We start from the raw sequence: 20,712 nt of genomic DNA, 5'->3' as shown, positions 1-20,712 counted from the left end.
GTCTGTAAAATTGCCCTCACAAAAGAATATTAACACCAAGCGATATACTATTAAACAGGTGTAAAAATTGGTCAGTGAAAGCCCCGAACAAATTGCTCTTGAAGCGGAAATTAAAGCCCAAGCTCAAAAGTTTTTAACTTATCTCAATTCAACACTTCCCGAAAGCATGGAACTTGAATATGAAGGATTCTACAGAAGAGGATTTTTCGTAAGCAAAAAAAGATATGCAGTTATCGAAGACGGAGAGATTATAGCAAAAGGTCTTGAGCTTGTTAGAAGAGACTGGGCTCCTATTGTTAAAAAAACACAGGAAGAAGTTTTAATGGCAATTTTAAAAGAGGGGGATTCTGACAAGGCCATTAAAGCTGTAAAAAAAGTCCTTAAAAGAATCAAAAAGGGTGATGTTGAAAACAAGGAACTGATTATTCACACCCAGATTACCAAACCTCTTGACCAGTACAAACAGGTCGGACCCCATGTTGTTGCTGCAAGGAAAATCGAGGAACATGGCATTAAAGTAACAAGAGGAACCATCATACAGTATATAATCGTTAAAGGAAAAGGATCTATCAGCCAGCGTGCCGTACCATATGAATACAGTGAAGGATATGCATATGACAAGGACTATTATATCAACAACCAGCTGATACCTGCAGTTGAGAGAATCATGTATGCCTTCGGATACACAAGAAGAGACCTTGAAGATATGGCACGTGGAGAAGTCCAGCAGAGTCTGGATGCATTCTTCTAAAAAAATTTAAATATTTTTAAAATTATAATTAGATTTATATGATGAACGATGATGACCGTGTGGTTTTCTTTGATATAGACGGAACATTATTGGACACAACAGATTTTGCTGAAACTGCAAGAAAAGCAGCTATCGGTTTGATGGTTGATAATGGACTGCCGCTTGATAAAGATGAAGCATACGGAGTTTTAAAAACTATTATTCGTGAAAAAGGATCAAATTATGGTAAGCATTTCAATATGTTAACCCAGGTTGTTCTGGGCCATGAAGATCCTATGCTTGTTGCACTTGGAATGACCACATACCACAATGTTAAAATGGCGCTTTTAAGACCATTTTCTGAAACTATCAATACATTGATTTATCTGAAAAGTCAGGGTTATCGTCTTGCAGTCATTTCAAACGGTATTACCATAAAGCAATGGGAAAAACTTGTAAGGCTCAACATCTACTCATTTTTTGATGAAGTAATTACTTCCGAAGAGGTTGGTCAGGAAAAGCCGAATAAACTTATTTTTGATGTTGCCCTTAGAAAAATGAATGGAAATCCTGAAAAATCAGTAATGATTGGAAATAAATTCAAGGCAGATGCTCTTGGAGCGGTCAATGCAGGATTAAGTGCAATTCTTGTAAATTCTGATGTAACAGAAGAAGACCGGGAATACATCAAACAGGAAAAATTAGATATTACAATTATTGAAGATATTGGTGACGTTAATACAATATTATAATCACCAAAAATCAACTATTTTTTTAAAATTCAAGTTCTAAAGTGACAGGACAGTGGTCAGAACCATAGATATCAGCCAATATCTCAGCTGATTTTACATTATCCTTAATTTCTTCGTTGACATAAAAGTAGTCCAGTCTCCAACCGGCATTCCTTTCACGTGCACGGGTTCTATAGCTCCACCATGTAAAGTTGTTTTCGCCTTCATCAAAGATTCTGAAGGTGTCTACAAAACCTGCCTCTTCCAGCTCATCCAGCCATGCACGTTCTTCAGGCAGATACCCGGATTTTCCTTCACAGTTTTTAGGATTATAAACATCAATCGGATTGTGAGCGATGTTATAGTCTCCTGTGATAACAATGTTTTTGCCTTCCTCTTTAAGTTCTACCAACTGTTTGAGAAGTGCATTGCAGAAATCAACTTTGAAATCAAGTCTTTTGGCATTCATTCCACTGTTCGGGAAATAAATATTGTATAGGATAAAGTCAGGATACTCGATTTTCAGCACTCTTCCTTCACTGTCAAGCTCTTCAACTCCAAGACCCCGAGTTACGCTTAAAGGTTCAATTTTTGAGTATGTTCCAACACCGCTGTATCCTTTCTTTTCAGCTTCATTGAAGTGCTGATGAAATCCTTCAACGTCAGCCAATTTCTTAGGAATCTTATCCTGAGTTGCTCTTACTTCCTGAAAGTTGATAATGTCAGCGTCAGTATTTTCAAACCAGTCCCAAAATTCATCCTTTTTGGAAACTGCCCTGATTCCGTTAACATTCCAAGAAACCAGCTTGATTGACATTATAATTCGACTCCTCTTGATACAGGCAGTTCACGAAGCCATTTGATATCACTTTTGTAAAGCATACGGATGTCTTCCACATCGTATCTTATCATTGCAAGCCTTTCAATACCCATACCAAAAGCAAGTGCAGGCTGGTTGATACCTAAAGGTTTCAATACTTCTGGTCTAAACATTCCAGCACCACCAAGTTCAATCCAGCTTCCTTTTTCTTCAAGATAGATTTCACTTTCAGTGGAGAGATATGTGTACGGGAAGTAAGCAGGTCTGAATCTTACTTCGAAACCTAATTTTTTATAGAACTCTTTTAAGATACCTAAAAGATTCTGATAGCTTATTCCTTCACCGCAGACAAGTCCTTCAACCTGATGGAATTCCGGCAAGTGTTTGTAGTCGAAAGTTTCTCTTCTGAATACTCTTCCAACGGAAAACATTTTGATTGGAGGTTCATGTTCAAATAAGTGTTTTGTGGAAATTCCAGTAGTGTGTGTTCTTAAAACGCTTTGGCGTGCAATGTCTTCACTCCATTTATATTGCCATCCGATAGAACCGGTATCTGCACCGGTTTCATGAGTTTCAGCTGTTAATTTAACCAGATCATCATCAGGCAAATCACATGTTAAAGGATTTTTAAGGTAGAATGTATCCTGCATCTCACGGGCAGCATGGTCCTGTGGCTGGAAAAGTGAATCAAAGTTCCAGAATGCAGATTCAACATATTCCCCGTTGTCTTCCAGAAACCCCATATCCAAAAAGATATCTCTTATCTCATCAATGATTACTCTTAACGGGTGTTTTTTACCTGCAAAAACAACAGGAGCTTCAGCATTGATATCATAAGGACGGTATTCCAGGCTTTTCCATTCACCTTCTTTTAACTGCTGGTGTGTTAATTGAGTAGCCTGTTCTTTGATTGTAAAGCCTTCTTTTAAAATAGCTTCACCTTTAGGAAGGAGTTTAAAAGAGTGTGAGGTCTCTTTTTTAATATTTAATATATTTTTCCTACCGGTTAATTTTTTAAAACCTTCTTTTAAATCATCAGCAAAAAGTTTAACTCCATCAGCATTTGCCTTAAGGTACTCCAGTACCTCTTCATCAACACTTGCTTTGTCTGCAAATTCCTTACCTATATCGGTAATGTTGAGTACTCCTTTGTCAATCTGAGCCCAGTTTTTCTGGCGAAGCCATCCAAGAGCAATTCCTGTTTCTTTTTTATCAATGCCTGCTTCATCAGCCAAATCTTTCATTGCGATTTGTTTTTTAACAGCAAGAGCGTTTAATATTTTACGTTCAGGAAGACCCTGTTTAGCATATTTTTCCCCGTCTTTTGTCAGGGAATAAATTTTTTCAACATCCTTGCGCATTTCTATAATGTCCTTGGATGCAAGAGAACCTGCCGCACTCATGACTGATTTGATGTCCATATCAGTATTTAAAGCAATGCGCTGTGGAGTAATGCCCGGATTATCTCCTAATTCTTTTAAAAGTTTCTTTTCATAAATATGCAATTCACTAATGGTTTTTTTAATATCCTCACTCATTTAAACACCATAATATATTAATTATAATATAATAATATATGTTCAAATCTATTTATAAAGATAATGATAATTCAAAAACAATGGAAAAGTTTTGGGAAAATATAGAAATTATGTAAAAAAAGGTTAAAAAAAAATAATTAACCTCATTGAAGAGGTTATAATCTATCTTGAAACAGAATCTTCGCTAACCGGAAAAGTGAAATATGTATCCGGATAAGGTTCGTTTTTAAGTGTAAAATGCCACCATTCCTCATCTAAAGGTTCAAAACCATGATTCATCATTGCCTGACGAAGTATCATACGATTATTATACTGCTCATCAGTGATATTCTTGTAATCAGGATGACTGCGCTGACCGAAATAATCAAAAGTGCCTCCCATATCAAGTTCCTTTCCTGTCTTTTCATCAAAGAGAGTTAAATCAACAGTACTTCCTCTGCTGTGTCCTGAATGATTTAAGATATATCCCTGATCAAACAATACTGACTTATCAAGTTCAGGATAGAAATAATCTTTCATGCGAACATCCCCAGTGTCTTTAGCCCATTTTTCAAAATGATTGACGGCCATTTGCGGGCGGTATGCATCATATATTTTTAAGCGATAGCCTTTAGATTTCAGCTCATCACTGACCTGCTTAAGAGCATCTGCAGCCTCTTTGGTTAAAAGTGCAGTAGGCTGTTCATATCCATCGATACGGTCACCGACGAAATTATAAGTTGAGTAATATCTTATTTCAATAATAACATCAGGTACAACATCATTAACCACCACAAAATCAGATGAATCATTTGAAAACTTTAAATTTTCATCAGAATTCTGACTGAAACCGGCAGTTAAAAAACAGAATGCCAATATCACCATTAAAAAGGTTATCAAAAGTTTACGCTTCATTTTTTTACTCCCAACTGGCAATTACAATTTAAGTAACTGTTCAAAATTATGAAAAATTACTCTGCCAATTATTAAATCGTAATAAAATATATGTTCAAAAAAAGTATAAATATTGAACTAAAAAAAAGAAAAGAAAGAAAAAAAGTATTTAATTTATTTTTAAAATTTCATCTAAATCCAATCTAGGGGATTCGTAGGTGTTGATGTGTTCGTCAGACTCATATCCTAAAGCAATACCCATAATAATATCTTCATCTTCAGGAATTGGGAGATTATCCCTTAAAATATATGGATATTTTACAAGTTCATATGCAGGGATTGAATCTACACCTAAATCAGTTGCTGCCAGCATTAAACTCATTCCAAAACCACCTAAGTCATATATTGACCATTGAGTGTGGTCTTTTGGAAGAGTAAAATACACAACAGCAGGAGAATTAATTAAAAATCACATTAAATTTTCAATCGTTTTATTTAATTCTTCCTTGATTATTTTTACACATTCTTCGGCTTCTGTGTCTAATCTGAAAGGATCTTTTGCAGATACATCATAGTCTTTTAAAATTTCATCAACAGCAATTGTGTAGCCCACATCAATTCCCTTATTTTTTAAAATCTTATTCACACATCCGTTGGGACATCCGTTTACGGCAACAATAGGATACTTTTTAAGCATTTCATTGTTTTTACCTTCGATATCCGCTGATGTCGAGCCCATACATATTGATATTGCATTATCATTTTCTTTTTTGCAGTCACCAACCGCTACGCGGGATACAAGTCCGTTTGCGCTCATGCCGTTGCAAGGTGCTAAAGCAATTTTTTCAGCCATGAATTTTCAACCCCAAAATGTTATATAATCATTTTATTGCTCTTTTCAATATAAAAAACATTAGTTTTGAAAATCCTTTTTTTATGAAATTCAATTTAACGTCAGGTGAAAAATCCTCATTTATCAAACCTGTTTCATTCCAATATTCCGCATCCGCCTTGATAGGATTGTCTGATTTTGCCATAACCTTCCACACATCAAAAAACAATATATCTCCAAATTTGGGAGAATAAATCTTATTTGATGTTACATCATTAGAAAACTTTTTAGAGACTTTATCTATCTCTTCTGTCTCCAGAGTTTCCTTTCCGCCACAGGCCATTGCAATTTTATACACCTTATTTACACCCCAATGCCTTAATGTCTCATCAATATATTTTGCTACCTTTTTATGGCCTGCACCGGCAGTGGTAACGACCACTATTGCCTTTTTTGTAAAAAATTGAGGTCTGTGGAAAAAATAGGCAGTATGGTCAAAGAAGTTTTTGAGAAGTGCTGTTACATTCATTGCATAGACCGGTGAACCTAAAATTATTCCGTCACATTCATTTATCTTTTCAACTATAGGAGCAATTTTATCAGCATGAGGACAGTACTCCTCTCCTTTAACTATGCAGTTATAACATCCCAGACATAATGGAATCTTTTCCTTTTGTAAGTTAATTTCTTCAAACTCCCCTTCAAGATTGGATTTGATTTGTTTAATTACGGCACAGGTATTTTTCTTTCTAGGTGACCCATTGATTATTACATATTTCATAACTATAATTCCCCCAATTGAGATTCAAGAACTAATTTCTCTTTAAATTCAAAATTTTTATCAAATTCATCAACATCACATTGATTCAAGTTAAAAACATCAGGATTATGGAATATTCCCTTATTTTTTAATTTGTTCTCATCAAAGACTTTAATCATAAAAAAAGGACATTCATCATCGCTGTCAGTCCCATCAAGAAAGATTTCATATTTCGAGGCACTTTCAAAACCGAATCTATGATAATAATTTTCATCGCCTATTACAAAAACAAAGGGAATATTTTCTCTTTCAGCAAGATTTAATGTGTATCTGATTAATTTTGAACCTAAACCCTGGTTTTGATGATTTTCATCAACTGAAAGAGGACCCAACACTGCTGCAGGCATACTTTCATTTTCGTATTCCATGAAACCCCATGAATAATTGATATGACCCACAATTTCGCCATCAATTTCCATAACATATGCTAAATCTTCTATAAAACTATCATCACTTCTTAGATTATGGACAATATAATGTTCATAAGCTCCCGGACGATATACATTCCAGAAAGAGTTTCTAACCAGTATTTCCACATCATCATAATCATTTTCATTTTCAGGTCTTATTTTAATCATTTTATCTCCCTTACAGAATTAAAAATAAGTTCCATTTGAAGCTGTGATTTTTCACCAAGTCTTTCAAGAAAAACACCATCATCTTCAGGATAATTTACAATGAAATGTTCTATCATCAAAAACAGCCCATAATAATAGAATGATTCGGCGAGATGTCTGGAATCAGAGTCTTTGCGGATTAAACCTTTCATTTTCATCAAATCAAATAAATCCATCCAGCCGTTAATCGGTCCGGCAATCATTGCATTTTTTACAAAATCTCTGATTTTTTCATTATGATAGGCTTCAACAAGAATAATTCTTGTTATCTTCATCATTTGAGGTTCGCACAGCTTTGATTTATACAGTTCCAGACCAGTATTATAAAAAAAATCAATGCCAACATCAAGGTTTTCAGCGGCTTTTGAAAGCGGAATCTCATCGCTTGTCATTTTTGAAATATAGTATTCAAGAATTGCATCCAAAATGGATTCCTTACATTTGTAGTGATTGTATATTGAGCTTTCCTTTATTCCGACTTCACCTGCAATCCGACGAATGGAAACAGCATCATAACCGTATTTTGAGAACAAATCAACTGAAACATCAAAAATTTTATCTCTGTTATTAATCTTCATTAACTAACAGTTGTTAGTTATATCATATAAAACTAACGGTTGTTAGTTTAAATAACAATAAAAAAAAGAAAAAGATTATTCGAAATTGGATTTCAAATAACTTACAAAAATGGAAGCTGCAGTCAAATCAGCAGTTGTTCCGGGATTATACTTGTTTTTAAATAAATAATCATCGAATTGTCCGACTGTTTGCATAAAATCATCTGAATCCTGCATTTTAAGCAAGTCTCTTGTCATCATTGATATTTTAAGTGCTTCATCATCCCCATATTTTCGAGAAATTAAAGTGTCCGGAACATGAGAAAGTATTGTCAGAAATGTTAAAAGACAGGCTTCATTTTGAGATTTCTCTTCTCTTAATTTATGGTATGTAGGATAGCCTATTTCAAATACTGCAGGCATGTCTGAGGTCATTTCGCGTGCAAGCATGTCCCATGGAGCAGAGATTTTTAAAACATCATACATTGTCTGAGCGTTGTCCCTTAACTCCTGTTTAGCATTGTCGCTTGCAACATCATATTCATCCTGGTCCCCCATTCCACCGGCATCGGCAATGTTTATTGCATCATACAAATCACATGCATCATCAACTGAAGTGTTTGACATCAATAATTTAATGTTTTCGCGAATATCATCAAATGATTCACTGATTGCAGCTGCAACAGCAATAGGAGTTGTCATCATTACAATTCCAAGGTTGGTGTTGTTTTTAATCCATCTGTCGGTTTCAGCAACCGCCTGAAGGATGTATTTACCAAGTTCAGGATTTTCCACATCAACGTCAGTGCACGCTTCACGGATTGTATCACCGATTACAATACCGCTTATTATAAAGTCTTCAAATTCCATATCATCATAGTCACGGGTTCTGTGGACATTTCCAGGTTTAGGATATCCGCTTACTTCAAGCGCTGATGCAATCTGAGCTATTTTTGCAATTTCAGATGGATTCATTCTATCATCTCATTTAAAAGTAAATATGATGCGAAATTTGTGATTATTAAGTCTGCTCCAGCTCTTTTAATTGAAAGAAGTGCTTCCAATATCGCACGTTCTGTTAAAAATCCTTTTTCAATAGCTGCCATAAGCATTGCATACTCACCGCTTACATTATAAGCAACCAAAGGCAGCATGAACTCATCTCTGACCATGCGAACTACATCAAGATAAGGAAGTGCAGGTTTTACCATTAAAAAGTCACATCCTTCAATTACATCAAGTTCACATTCACGGATTGCTTCAACAGCATTTGCAGGATCCATCTGATAGGATTTTCTGTCTCCTGCATGAGGTGATGAACATGCAGCAACCCTGAACGGTTCATAGAATGCAGAAGCATATTTTGCAGAGTATGACATTATCATTACATTAGTATAACCGTTTTCATCAAGGCATTGTCTGATTGCACCGACTCTACCGTCCATCATATCGGAAGGTGCAACAATGTCCGCTCCAGCTTCAGCATGTGAAAGTGCAACTTTTGCAATGTAAGGCAGGCTTTCATCGTTTAATATTTCTATTCCGTCATCAGTGTCATCGTTTTCAACTATCATGCCGCAATGGCCATGTGAAGTATATTGACATAAACACACATCAGTTATAACAACAAGATTTGTTTCTTTTTTAAGTCTTCTGACAGCTTTTTGTACAATTCCTGTTGCTGAATAATCAGGAGTAGCTATTTCATCTTTACTGTCTTCACGAGGTATTCCAAATACGATAATTGATTTTAAGCCTTTCTCTTCAAGCTGTTTTGCAAATTCAACACCACTATCGAGAGAGTATCTGAATTCACCTGGAAGTGATGAAATTTCTTCTTTTTCATCTCCCTGAAGCTCTTCTTTAAAATAAATCGGATAAATTAAGTCTTCTTTTTCTAATTTGGTTTCGCGCACAATATTTCTAATTTTAGCATTTTTTCTTAATCTTCTCATTCTTGTAACCGGATATTGCATAATAATCACTTAGTTATTAGTTTACTTCTGAAATTATTTAAAATTTGCATTATTGTTGTCACTGCGTAAAATTGTAGTGACTTGAAAAAATTGTCATGAGGCTGTAAAATTGATTTAAACTAGTATAATCTCTTGGAATAACTTTGGAAGAATTTAGGAAGGAGTTTTGAAAAAAATATTTATATCTATGTATTGAAATATATAGGTGCAGACGTCTGTTGAATTTTAAAAGTGATATTATGCTTAGAAAAAAATTTGACGGATTTGACGAAAATGGAAATTTGCCTTATGGAATGTATTATATGACATTAAAAGAGATTAAAGAAATATTTTCAAACACTAAAAGAAGAAAGGAGATTATTAAAGAATATGAAAAACATTTAGAAGAAATTAAAAATACTGGATATTTTATTGATCACTGGATTGACGGTAGTTTTATAACATCAAAAGAAAATCCAAATGATATTGATACATTGACAGAATTCAATGGATACGAAGCTGAAAAAAACAACAAAAAGAGAGAAATTGAAGATTTAATAATGACCTCTAAATCTAAAACTAAAGGATATTGTCATTCATTTAGAGTATACAGATACCCCCATTATGAAAAAACAGACTATGAATATTTCCTAAAATCTAAAATAAGAATCTTGACTAAACTATTTGGACAAGATAGAAAAGGAAATAAAAAAGGAGTAATACATTTAATAGGAGATTAAATATGGTTTTTGATACATTAGAAGATTATGATAAAGAATTAAAGGAAATGGAAGCTGATTTAAGTGAAATGGAAGAATATCTAAAAAAACATCCAGATAAATTTGGAACTCAGGGCAATTATGAAACATACAAATATGTTTATGATATATACAAAAATGACAAAATAAGATTCATAGAAGAAATTAATCATATTCATTTAAGATTAAACAACGAACAAAATAACATTTTAAACGTACCAGAACTGAATAAAGTAAGTAATAACTTTAACCAGACAGAATTTTTAACTACAAACCTGTTATCCGAAACTACACCAAACAACGAAGATTTAATTGTTAAAGAGATTTCACAAGGCTCTTACAAAATCACATTTGCTTTCCCAAATCCTACTGAAGAAGATGTGAAAAGAACATCACCAAGAAAAAAAGGATTATTGAAAATTTTTGATTTTATAAAGTGTGGAGACGATATAGAAAAGCTAAAAAAAGAAGCAGGACCTGACGGAAAAGAAGCACTCAAAGCTTACAGAGATTTTCTAAAAGAAATCGTTAATGTCAATTCTGATTTTACACTGGACACTGAAAAAGGAACACTAAAAGCGGGACTAACTCTTCAACAATGCAAAAACATCTGCAAAAATTTAAAAATTTAAAAACTTTAAAATACAAACATTACACCAATTGCTAAAAAGAGGCTAAACATGTCAAATTCAATTGGAGAAAAATTTAAAATAACAAGTTTCGGATCAAGTCACGGCGTAGCTGTTGGGGCTGTTGTTGACGGATGTCCTGCAAATCTTGAATTAACACCAGAATATATTCAAAAAGAACTAGACAAAAGAAAACCAGGAACAAGCAGTGTAACTACTCCAAGAAAAGAAGCTGATGAAGTTCAAATATTATCAGGTATTTTTGAAGGAAAAACTGATGGAACTCCTATTGCAGGAGTCATATTCAATAAAAATCAGCATTCAAAAGACTACTCAATGTTTAAAAATACCCCACGCCCGTCCCATGGAGATTTTGGCTGGATGATGAAATACGGCAACTATGACTACAACGGCGGCGGAAGAGGAAGCGGAAGAGTAACAATTGGACATGTAATTGGCGGAGCAATAGCTAAAAAACTTCTTAAAACACAGAATATTGAAATAATATCACATGTTACCCAAATCGGTGATGTTAAGGCAAAACCACAGGATTTTGAAACCATCAAAGAAAATATTGAAAAAAATCCAGTCAGATGCGGCGATTTAAAAGCTGCTGAAGAAATGGAAGAGTTGATTTTAGCCAAAAAACAGGAAGGAGACTCAATTGGAGGAATTGTAGAAACCATTGCAGTCGGTGTTCCCCAGGGTCTTGGCGAACCTGTATTTGAAAGGCTTGACGGAGACCTGGCAAGAATACTTATGAATATAGGGGCTGTTAAAGGAGTTGAAATTGGTCTTGGATTTGATGTAGCCAACCATACAGGATCACAAATCAATGATGAATACCAGATTGAAAATGGTAAAGTTACAACTAAAACAAATAATTCAGGTGGAATCATCGGAGGAATGACTAACGGAATGCCTATAATTTCAAGGATTGCAGTTAAGCCAACCCCTTCAATTTCCAAATGTCAGAATTCAATTGACTTGGAAAATATGGAAAACAAAAAAATAGAAATTAAAGGACGACATGATCCGTGCATCTGTCCTAGAGTGACAGTTGTGGCTGAATCAAGCACTGCAATAGTTCTTGCAGACCACATGATTCGTTCAGGATTCATTCATCCTACAAATTTAGACAAACAAATTTAATTCTTTTTCATGAATGATACTTCATCAAACTCATTATGCTTGAAAGCCAACTGATAAGAATTCTTTCTTTCATTATTAAACAGATTGTGAGAAGTGCTGTGAGTTGATGATTCAACATCTTTTAGAGATATCAGTCTAAAGCGTTTCGGATTGTTATAGTTAACATTGAAAGACAATCCGTCATAAGCGGCAATTGTCTTTACTCCAGTCTGTTTTGAAACTTTTTTAGCTTCTGTAACCGGATTGCTTGATATCATCTTAAGACCTAAATGAGTCATTACGGCAACCTGAGGTTCAACTTCATTAATCAGGTCAATGAAATTGCGTGTGCACATGTGGCCGTTAATTGTTCTGTTTCCAGGTCTTAAAACACTGGCAATTAAAATATCTGCACCTTTATGTTCTTTTGCAAGACCATCAAAGTATCCTGTATCTGAAGTATATGAAATTTTAAATCCGTTATAATCAATCTGGAAACCTGAACCTGTAGGGTCACCGTGCTGGGTTCTGGTGCCTTTGACTTTAATATTGTCAACAGGTTTAAACTCATCAGGTGTCAAAACGAACTTGTCTGATTGAGACTGATGATATTTGGAAATGCACGGACCCCATTTTTCATGGCCGTTCAATACGCTGTTACTTCCAAATATTGTACCGAATCTCCGAGTCATTCCTTTGGTCATTGCCTCAATTAGAATTTCAGCATCATTATAATGGTCAGTGTGTGCATGAGATACAAAAACACCGCTTAGATTACGAGGGTCAAAGCCAAACTGATATGTCCGAACTAGTGCTCCTGGTCCGGGGTCAATATGATAATTCTTTCCGCCCAGATTATCAATTCTGAACCCTCCAGTCATTCTTCGCTGTGAAATGGCGGAAAATCTTCCACCACCACTACCAAAAAAGGTTATCTTCATTTAAATCCCCATCATAAAGAACATAATATTATATCGCATTTAAGAGAGGACTTGTCCTTTTTAAGACATAAATTTTCATTTTCAATTATGACTTTATCTCCTAATTTGACATTGTCGCTTTCAGTAAACATTAAAACATTCTGACCAGGGCCTGCTAGCTGTTTCCAGTTTCCATCCATTGCCTGTGTTTTATCATTTAATTGAACATAGATCATATTTCCGTCAATGGAAACTACTTTTCCAACGTCCCCTTTATCAATAATCTTGTTAGCCATGTCAATTGCAATACTTTGTTGAACTAACTGCTCAGTTAAATCCTGTCTGAATTTAACCAGTACTTTAATATCGTGGTCAATTGTAACATTCAAGTGTTTTTGAGCTTCGGAAGCATTGAATTTAGGCTGCTGAATTAAAGTGTCAAAGTGAGAACCTACAGTTGGTGTTTTGGAAGAAACTTCCCTTAAGATATCTTCAAAAACTTCTCCCATGTATTTTAAGCTTTGGGAAGCTTTCCATTTCTTTTGAATGAGAGACTGTGCCAATTGTTTTGCATAATTATTTCCGAAAATAATTATTCCTTTTTCACCTGCATTACGTGACTGTGTCTCAGATCCCAACAGCTCTACAATCTGATAACCGTTTGTGGTTCCATAAATTCTTCTTCTTTTGGTTTCAAAAGTGCCTTTTGTACTGACTTCACCTCTAACACAGTTACCGACAATTTTCAACTTGTTTGCATCGTCAGTGATTTTAATGGAAATGCCTAAATCATTTGCACGTTTTCGAAACTCTTCATCACTTTTAATGTTACCTGAATATAAATCTTTTTCTAATTCATCTAATCTTTCTTTATCACCAAAATATCCTATTTTTCTTTTATCTCCAGTCATTACACATCCTTTTTTACCAATGTAAGCAATAATTAAGCTCATAATATCCCTTTTATTGCGATATTTTAACAAATAAAATATCAAAAATTTATTATTTATATCTATTTATATTCATCATACAATAAATAGTTTAAGCGAAATTAAATTTTAAATATAATTTTAAAAAAATTAATTTTTCAAAAAACAAACTAAATTTTTCATATTTTCCCAAAAAAGAATATACAATCATTAAAAATATCAATTAAGAAGTTAACACAATATTTATCAATATATTTAAATATGAATATACCATATATTATATTATAATAATTCTTAATTATTTATCATTATAAACCACGATGATAAAATAAGAAAAATTATAGGAGAATTACTTATGAAAGATCTCAATAAGATGTTTAAACCTGAATCCGTGGCAGTAATTGGTGCATCCAATACTCCGGGAAAAGTCGGATACATTATTGTTGATAATCTTATCAATGATGGATTCGAAGGCGAAATATATCCAGTAAACCCAAAAGGCGGAGAGATTTTAGGTAAAAAAGCTTATGCAAACATAAAAGACATACCTGAAAAAGTAGACTTAGCAATAATTACCATCCCTGTTGCATTTGTAAACCCAACAGTAAAAGAATGTGGTGAAGCAGGCGTTGAAAACATGGTAGTTATTACTGCAGGGTTTAAAGAAGTGGGAGAAGAAGGTGCAAAATTAGAAGCAGAATTAACAGCACTTGGTGAAGAATACGGAATAAACATTATTGGACCAAACAGTTTAGGAATAACTGACTCACACACTCCTTTAAACGGATCATTTTCACAGATGATGCCTCCAAAAGGAAACATGGCATTCATTTCCCAAAGTGGAGCTATGATGGTAGCAATTATCGATTGGAGTGTAACCTCAGGAATTGGATTCAGTAAAGTAATAAGTTTAGGAAACAAAGCTGGAGTAACTGAAATTGAGTTATTACAGTACTTGGCAGAAGACGATGAAACAAATGTAATTATCTGTTACTTAGAATCAATTTCAGATGATGAAGACTTTGTAAGAACCATGAGGGAAACTGCACATAAAAAACCTATTATTGTTCTTAAATCCGGTTCAAGTTCTGCAGGAGCAGCAGCTGCATCCTCACACACAGGAGCACTTGCAGGCAGTGATTTAGCATTTGATACTGCATTCAGACAATCCGGAATTATGCGTGTAGAAACCATGGCAGAACTCTTCGATTTAGGTCTTGCATTCTCCAAAGCACCACTTCCAAAAGGTGATAACGTAGCTATTATTACCAATGCAGGTGGTGGAGGAGTACTCACCGTTGACGCAATGGAAAAAGCAGGACTTCAATTAGTACAGTTCGATGAAGAAACTACCGCAAGATTAAAAGAATGCGTAACCGAAGAAGGAAGTGCCAAAAACCCTATTGATGTATTAGGTGACGCACCGGTAAGCAGATACAAAGAATCCTTAGAAATCGTATTAAGCCAGGATGAAGTTGACAGTTTAATCGTTATGGTTTGTCCTACCGCATCAGCAGACCCTGATGGAATTGCAAATGCAATTTTAGAAGAGAGAAAAGAATTCGGCAAACCAATTATTGTTGTTAACATGGGAGGACCATCCTTTGAAGCTGCAAATGACGCTTTAAGAGAAAATGGTGTACCAACCTACGTATTCCCGGAAACTGCAGTAACTGCACTTGAAGCAATGACAAGATATGCAAGATTAGAAGACAGGGAATATGACGATGTCGTTGAAAAAGTAGATGATGTTGACAAAGACGCTGTTAAGGCAATATTCGATAAAGTTAAAGCTGACGGAAGAGACACATTACTCGGTAGTGAAGCATATGCTGTTGCAGAAGCTTACGGAATTTCAGCTGCACCTATTAAATTAGCAACCTCTGCAGACGAAGCTGCAGAACTCGCAGAAGAAATGGAATTCCCAGTTGTACTTAAAATTGCATCAGACAAAATTTTACACAAATCCGATATCGGCGGTGTAAAAGTAGGAATTGAAAGTGCTGAAGAAGCAAAAGCAACTTATGATGAAATTATTGCAAACGCCAATAAAGCACATCCAGACATTGTTCCTGATGGTGTAGAAGTGCAAAAAATGATGGATTCCGGTGAAGAAGTTATTGTAGGTATGATTCGTGACAAACAATTCGGCCCTATGATTGCATTCGGTATGGGAGGAATCTACGTAAACCTTATTGAAGATGTTTCATTCAACCTTGCGAAAGGAATGAGTTCCCAGGAAATCGATGAGCAAATCGATTCAACCAAAGTATCCAAATTACTTGCAGGATACAGAGGAGAAGCTCCTTGTGATGTTGAAGAAGTTAAAGAAGCTATCAAAAGAGTAGCAAGATTAACTTTAGACTTCCCAGAAATATCCGAGTTAGACATCAATCCAATCTTCGTATACGAAGAAGGTTCATCTGCACTCGACATTAAAATCAAATTATAATTTCTCTTTTGAGAAATTAACTCTTTTTTTCTTTTTTAAACCATACATGGTGATATTATGGATGGTGAAATTGATTTAGAAACATATACCCTTTCTATTATTAGATTAAATTCTGCTTTTGAAAAATTAGAAAATAATGAACCGATTTCCGATATTAAGGAAATGTTTCATGAAAGTTATTCTGATTTGGATAAATTGTATCATGAAATTGTTGAAGACCTTAATCAGGAAGAAGTCAACATTAACGAATACTATCTGTTTTTTTCAAACGGAAAGCAGATATTTCCCCAATATATTGAAATTCTTGAAAGCATTGACAATGAAGAACTTGACGGCGAAATCACTTCTCTTATGAAAGTTTTCAATAATTTGAACAAAATTGCTGAGCCGTTCTCAGCAAACGGAATGATAAAATGAATTATGATTTAGGCAAAGTCGGAATTGAAAAAGACATACAGTACGAATGCGTTACAACAACGATCAATGAATATGGAGTGAAAAATGCAGGGGCCTTTGCATTCAAATATCTTGGCGAAGATAAAGTGTTCTGCAGAATCCTTGAAGGATCAAAAACATTGAAAAATATCCAAAATACTAAAGAATATGTAGTTAACGTTACACAAGATCCACTGGTTTTCACATACGCTACACTAGATTGTTTAGGCGATGAATATTATAGTGATGATGATGACATAGCTATCATTAAAAATACTCCAGCTTACATTATCGTGGATGTTGAAAATATTGAGAAAAAGACACATGATGACTTTCCAGTCAAGGAAGATGAAAACATATTTTTCATAACCGGAAAAATCAGAGAATTTATCATAAACGATGAAAGTGCACAGGCATTTAACAGAGGCCTACCCGCACTTATAGAAGGTCTTGTTAACGTCTCCAGATACAAAATAGTTGATGAAGAGCAAAGAAAAGTATATATGGACAAATTAATTGAAAATCAAAAAATTATAAATAAAGTTTCAGATGAAAAAACCAAAAAAGCTATCGCCTATTTAAAAGAAGAATACGAAAAAAATTAAAAAAAAGCATAGTTTAAATAACTATGCTTCCCAGTAGAGTTTATCCTGTGGTATTGTACTGTTTAAAAGTCCAATATCTACTTCAAGTTTTTGGAATGCATCAACATCTGATTTGAAAGAGTTATCAATACCAGATATGAATGGGAAACTTGCTAAAGATAAAGCTTCTACATCACTATCAGATACAATATCATGTGGTAAAAGTTTTACAACTGCATCAGAAGTACCGTTTTCAATATTGCTGTTAATGAAGTCAGTAGCTTCTTTGTGAATTGCTACGATTTCTTTAGCCTGGTCTTCATGGTTTTTGATAAAGTCATCGGATGCAACAACTACACAACATGGGTGATTAGGTAATATTTCATCAGATCCAACTAAAAGCTGATTACCAGTATCATTGGTAGCAATACTTACATAAGGTTGGAAAGTAACAATACCGTCAATTTGTTTGGTTTTTAAAGCATCGTTCATTGAAGGAACTTTCATAGCTGAAACGTTTAAATCATCGATTGATATGTTATTTTGTTTTAAGTAGTAAGTAAGCAATGCGTGTTGAATAGAAGCTTCACCAGGAGTTGCTATGGATTTACCTTTTAAATCTGCAGCTGAGTTGATTCCAGAGTCTTGAGTTACAACAATTCCACTACCTTCAGTTTGAGCGGAAGAAATAACTTTAACTGGAACTCCTTTTGCAATAGAAGATAAAACCGGAGTAATTCCAACATATCCAACATCGACTTCACCACTTGCCATAGCAGTCATCAAGTCTCCACCGTTGTTGAACTGAACAAGTTCAACAGTGATGTTTTTATCTTTATACATACCTTTTGCGTCTGCAACGAATAATGCTGCATCGTGGTCAGAAGGTAAGTAACCTATTTTTACAGTGTCGTCTCCTCCACCTAAAAAGTCGAAGAGACCTGCACTGGCTGAACCCATTACGAGAAATGCAGCAAGTGCTATCACTAAAACAAATGTAATTTTTTTATTCATTCATAAACCACCGTTAATTAATTAACTTAATTTACATTAGATACTATGTAATTTATATATAAAATATATTCCTTTTTAAATTAAGTTAACAATTGTTATATGAATCCCTTAATGAAAATTTATCCTTAAAAATATTTAAAAGTTTCGTAAAAATTACACGACCATATCCAAATTACCGTAATCTCTGATAATTTTTTCTAAATTAACGCCTTTACTGATTAATTTCTTAATTTCGCTTGCGGGATTAGCGTGATTTTTAATACGAGCATATAATGGATTTAAAAATGTTTCTTCACCAATTCCTCTTTCCTGAAGACCCAAAGAAGCCAAATCTACAATTTCTTTAGTTAAATTGCACAAATCCTTCTGATTTAAAAAACTTGGAAGTTCATCATGAATCAGTATTTTTCGAAGTTCAGTTGCGGTATATCCCTGATGATACAGCACGTCATCAGTCGTTATTATTTCTTCAAGATCATCCAATTTATCTTTTAGCCCCAGATGAAATGCGGCAACGCACATTGAATCTTTTATCGGTTGAGTACACACGCTTCTAAATTCAACAGTTCCTCTAAATGTCAAATTGATAAATTTAAATGGTCTTAAGTATTTTATATCACTTAACATCGGTTTGACATCTATTTCCCTATAGTTTCCCTTACAGTATATTTCACCGCGCACATAATCCTTCTGGAAATATTCAAGGAGATTCATTGATGGAAAGTTGATATAAGCTCCATCACGCATTACACAGTACATATTTAAAGATTCAAGATAGGACTGCAGTTCGGAAATGTCCTTAAAATCAACATTATACATTCCTATATTGTGAGGATTCACTCCATGGGTAGAATACTCCCACAAAATGTCTCTAAAGCAGGTTAAATCATTATCTTCACCAAGCAATACTGAATTAGAAAATAATAATGCTTTAATCGGTTCCAATTTGGAGAAAACGTTTATAGTCTGAATGAGATTATCCTTATGAACATCCAGCTGCACCTGCGAAGCAGATGAAAACATTCCATATTCAGGATAATTATGAAATCTCATAGGGAGATTTTGATAATTTTTAAAAGATTTCAAATGATGATAAAGCATCAGATACCTTTCAGAAGGTATAGGCTGATTTAAATTATACTGCCGGTAGGGATTTATGCCCATTCCGGTTAATGTATGATTGTACTGCTCAAAAGATTCCTTAACAAAAGAATAATAATCGCAGAAACGTTCATTGATTGTGAAGAGATCCTTTTCTTTTCCCATTGCAAATTCAATATTATTGTATGAACAGTCATAACAGACTATATCATCGGTTTCAGGGTTTTTTAAAGAGAAGATATTTCCGTCATAATCAATTCCATCACTTTTAAAATCAGAATACTGATTTTTAAACTTTTCAGTAATCTTGTGAACAATATTAAAATCAACAGCTTTTTTATCTAAGTTAACGATTGGAATTTCAATTTCAATACCTATGAAATTCTTCTTTTGATTTGTCGGCTTTATAAATTCATTGTATAATTTATTTCTGATAAGTTCCTTACCAATCATTTACTCACCATCGATATTTTTTAAAAACTCTTCCATGATTCTTTCATGTTCTTCGGTTAAAATGAATTCGTTGTCATGCTCACTGCTTTCATATAGAATATTGCCATCATCCAGTACAAAGAGCTTATTCAATTCAACCTGAAGCCAATTTTCATTGTTATCCAGAGGAGTTGTGGCTACTAAAAATTCGTTTTCGTTTTTAAGATAGTATAAAGATTCCTTCATGTTGGAATGGATGTAAGTTACTTCACCATCATAAATCATTAAATTAAGCTTATTGCTTCTGGATAAATCGTTGACTATCTCAGTTAACAGATTAAAGCGTTCCTTTATAGTAGATGGAGCACCTTTAGCTTGTTCAAATTCATTAACCTTATCAATTATATATAGTAATATTCGCTCAGAATCAGTATCGCCGTTTTCTTTATCTTTATACTTTTCAAGAATAGGATAGTCAAAAATAGTTCCATTGTGTATTAACATCCAGGACCTGTTATTACCATCCATTTCGATAAAGGGGTGGCAATTGGGAGATATTATTTCACCCACAGTAGCTAACCTGATGTGAGCGAATACATTTTTACCAACAACAGGATTAGATAATATGTCTTTTAAGTACTGACTGCATGTAGCTTTTACTGGCTCTTTATCTATAACAAATTCATCGGATTGCATATTAGCTAATCCCCATCCGTGCGGATGATTTTCAGAGTGATTATAAAAACATTCCAAGCAGCTGTTTAATTTTTTTGGCATATTTGAATTAAAACAAAAAATTTCACACATATTATCTTCCTCCTGTCATTTTTTTATCACAATTGTTATATTGCAAT

Annotated in this window: 23 protein-coding genes; 8 read left to right on the top strand and 15 right to left on the bottom strand. The window is 34.2% G+C overall.

What is annotated here, in order from left to right; genetic code table 11:
• Positions 1 to 67 precede the first annotated feature (67 nt).
• The gene (locus tag QZN33_RS00335) at positions 68 to 751 is read left to right on the top strand and encodes a DNA polymerase domain-containing protein (RefSeq protein WP_296788149.1); all 684 of its coding nucleotides are present in this window, start codon (positions 68 to 70) and stop codon (positions 749 to 751) included.
• Between the two features lie 41 nt (positions 752 to 792).
• Positions 793 to 1,482 carry a TIGR02253 family HAD-type hydrolase gene (locus QZN33_RS00330; protein ID WP_394347037.1) on the top strand — a complete coding sequence of 230 codons (690 nt, stop codon included), beginning with the start codon at positions 793 to 795 and terminating at the stop codon, positions 1,480 to 1,482.
• Between the two features lie 22 nt (positions 1,483 to 1,504).
• Here the strand turns inward: QZN33_RS00330 and QZN33_RS00325 are convergent, their stop codons facing one another.
• From QZN33_RS00325 to hemB, 10 genes are all read right to left on the bottom strand, one after another.
• A complete protein-coding gene (locus QZN33_RS00325) occupies positions 1,505 to 2,278 on the bottom strand; it encodes an exodeoxyribonuclease III (RefSeq protein ID WP_296788144.1) in 774 nt (257 codons plus the stop codon).
• Entirely contained in the window at positions 2,278 to 3,819 is a 1,542-nt protein-coding gene (locus QZN33_RS00320) for a phenylalanine--tRNA ligase subunit alpha (RefSeq protein WP_296788141.1), read from the bottom strand. Before QZN33_RS00320 ends, QZN33_RS00325 begins: the two co-directional genes overlap by 1 nt.
• A gap of 162 nt (positions 3,820 to 3,981) precedes the next feature.
• Positions 3,982 to 4,713, bottom strand: coding sequence for a M15 family metallopeptidase (locus tag QZN33_RS00315; RefSeq protein ID WP_296788138.1), 732 nt, complete (start codon positions 4,711 to 4,713; stop codon positions 3,982 to 3,984).
• A gap of 148 nt (positions 4,714 to 4,861) precedes the next feature.
• The gene (locus tag QZN33_RS00310) at positions 4,862 to 5,137 is read right to left on the bottom strand and encodes a nitroreductase family protein (RefSeq protein ID WP_394347036.1); all 276 of its coding nucleotides are present in this window, start codon (positions 5,135 to 5,137) and stop codon (positions 4,862 to 4,864) included.
• 24 nt (positions 5,138 to 5,161) lie between these two features.
• A complete protein-coding gene (locus QZN33_RS00305) occupies positions 5,162 to 5,545 on the bottom strand; it encodes a putative zinc-binding protein (RefSeq protein WP_296788135.1) in 384 nt (127 codons plus the stop codon).
• Positions 5,546 to 5,573: 28 nt separating this feature from the next.
• Entirely contained in the window at positions 5,574 to 6,305 is a 732-nt protein-coding gene (locus tag QZN33_RS00300) for a flavodoxin family protein (protein ID WP_296788132.1), read from the bottom strand.
• Between the two features lie 2 nt (positions 6,306 to 6,307).
• Positions 6,308 to 6,922, bottom strand: a complete 615-nt coding sequence (locus tag QZN33_RS00295) for a GNAT family N-acetyltransferase (RefSeq protein ID WP_296788129.1) — start codon at positions 6,920 to 6,922, stop codon at positions 6,308 to 6,310.
• The gene (locus QZN33_RS00290; RefSeq protein WP_296788127.1) at positions 6,919 to 7,539 is read right to left on the bottom strand and encodes a TetR/AcrR family transcriptional regulator; all 621 of its coding nucleotides are present in this window, start codon (positions 7,537 to 7,539) and stop codon (positions 6,919 to 6,921) included. The genes QZN33_RS00295 and QZN33_RS00290 overlap by 4 nt, the downstream gene beginning before the upstream one ends.
• Positions 7,540 to 7,614: 75 nt before the next feature.
• Entirely contained in the window at positions 7,615 to 8,493 is an 879-nt protein-coding gene (locus QZN33_RS00285) for a triphosphoribosyl-dephospho-CoA synthase (RefSeq protein ID WP_296788124.1), read from the bottom strand.
• Positions 8,490 to 9,494, bottom strand: a complete 1,005-nt coding sequence (gene hemB / locus QZN33_RS00280) for a porphobilinogen synthase (RefSeq protein WP_296788122.1) — start codon at positions 9,492 to 9,494, stop codon at positions 8,490 to 8,492. The genes QZN33_RS00285 and hemB overlap by 4 nt, the downstream gene beginning before the upstream one ends.
• A gap of 239 nt (positions 9,495 to 9,733) precedes the next feature.
• Here hemB and QZN33_RS00275 point away from each other — a divergent pair, with 239 nt between their 5' ends.
• Genes QZN33_RS00275 through aroC form a run of 3 tightly spaced genes read left to right on the top strand, consistent with a single transcriptional unit; the run spans position 9,734 to position 12,012 of the window.
• Positions 9,734 to 10,213: a DUF6932 family protein gene (locus QZN33_RS00275; RefSeq protein ID WP_296788119.1), complete on the top strand. Its 480-nt coding sequence runs from the start codon at positions 9,734 to 9,736 to the stop codon at positions 10,211 to 10,213.
• A 2-nt stretch (positions 10,214 to 10,215) separates the two neighbouring features.
• Positions 10,216 to 10,863: a hypothetical protein gene (locus QZN33_RS00270; protein WP_296788112.1), complete on the top strand. Its 648-nt coding sequence runs from the start codon at positions 10,216 to 10,218 to the stop codon at positions 10,861 to 10,863.
• Positions 10,864 to 10,911: 48 nt separating this feature from the next.
• Positions 10,912 to 12,012: a chorismate synthase gene (aroC, locus tag QZN33_RS00265; protein WP_296788109.1), complete on the top strand. Its 1,101-nt coding sequence runs from the start codon at positions 10,912 to 10,914 to the stop codon at positions 12,010 to 12,012.
• Here the strand turns inward: aroC and QZN33_RS00260 are convergent.
• Both QZN33_RS00260 and QZN33_RS00255 read right to left on the bottom strand, forming a co-directional pair.
• Complete coding sequence (locus tag QZN33_RS00260) at positions 12,009 to 12,932, bottom strand: MBL fold metallo-hydrolase (RefSeq protein ID WP_296788106.1); 924 nt, start codon at positions 12,930 to 12,932, stop codon at positions 12,009 to 12,011. The genes aroC and QZN33_RS00260 overlap by 4 nt on opposite strands.
• A gap of 11 nt (positions 12,933 to 12,943) precedes the next feature.
• Complete coding sequence (locus tag QZN33_RS00255; RefSeq protein WP_296788104.1) at positions 12,944 to 13,864, bottom strand: DUF2121 domain-containing protein; 921 nt, start codon at positions 13,862 to 13,864, stop codon at positions 12,944 to 12,946.
• Between the two features lie 331 nt (positions 13,865 to 14,195).
• On the opposite strand from QZN33_RS00255, the gene acs reads away from it, so the two are divergent.
• From acs to QZN33_RS00240, 3 genes are read left to right on the top strand one after another with little or no spacing between them, the layout of a single operon-like run.
• Positions 14,196 to 16,292 (top strand): acetate--CoA ligase alpha subunit, encoded by a 2,097-nt coding sequence (acs, locus tag QZN33_RS00250; protein WP_296788102.1) that lies wholly within the window; start codon positions 14,196 to 14,198, stop codon positions 16,290 to 16,292.
• Positions 16,293 to 16,349: 57 nt separating this feature from the next.
• Positions 16,350 to 16,709 (top strand): hypothetical protein, encoded by a 360-nt coding sequence (locus QZN33_RS00245; protein ID WP_296788099.1) that lies wholly within the window; start codon positions 16,350 to 16,352, stop codon positions 16,707 to 16,709.
• The gene (locus QZN33_RS00240; RefSeq protein WP_296788095.1) at positions 16,706 to 17,332 is read left to right on the top strand and encodes a DUF447 domain-containing protein; all 627 of its coding nucleotides are present in this window, start codon (positions 16,706 to 16,708) and stop codon (positions 17,330 to 17,332) included. Before QZN33_RS00245 ends, QZN33_RS00240 begins: the two co-directional genes overlap by 4 nt.
• Before the next feature lie 21 nt (positions 17,333 to 17,353).
• On the opposite strand, the gene QZN33_RS00235 is transcribed toward QZN33_RS00240, so the two are convergent.
• The 3 genes from QZN33_RS00235 to QZN33_RS00225 form a co-directional block, all read right to left on the bottom strand.
• A complete protein-coding gene (locus tag QZN33_RS00235) occupies positions 17,354 to 18,325 on the bottom strand; it encodes an ABC transporter substrate-binding protein (RefSeq protein ID WP_296788092.1) in 972 nt (323 codons plus the stop codon).
• A gap of 153 nt (positions 18,326 to 18,478) precedes the next feature.
• A complete protein-coding gene (locus QZN33_RS00230) occupies positions 18,479 to 19,879 on the bottom strand; it encodes a hypothetical protein (protein ID WP_296788089.1) in 1,401 nt (466 codons plus the stop codon).
• The gene (locus QZN33_RS00225; protein ID WP_296788087.1) at positions 19,880 to 20,665 is read right to left on the bottom strand and encodes a class II glutamine amidotransferase; all 786 of its coding nucleotides are present in this window, start codon (positions 20,663 to 20,665) and stop codon (positions 19,880 to 19,882) included. It abuts the gene before it with no gap.
• Positions 20,666 to 20,712 lie beyond the last annotated feature (47 nt).

The organism is uncultured Methanobrevibacter sp. (assembly GCF_900314615.1).
Taxonomy (GTDB): Archaea; Methanobacteriota; Methanobacteria; order Methanobacteriales; family Methanobacteriaceae; genus Methanocatella.
This window is presented reverse-complemented; position numbering and strand designations above follow the sequence as displayed.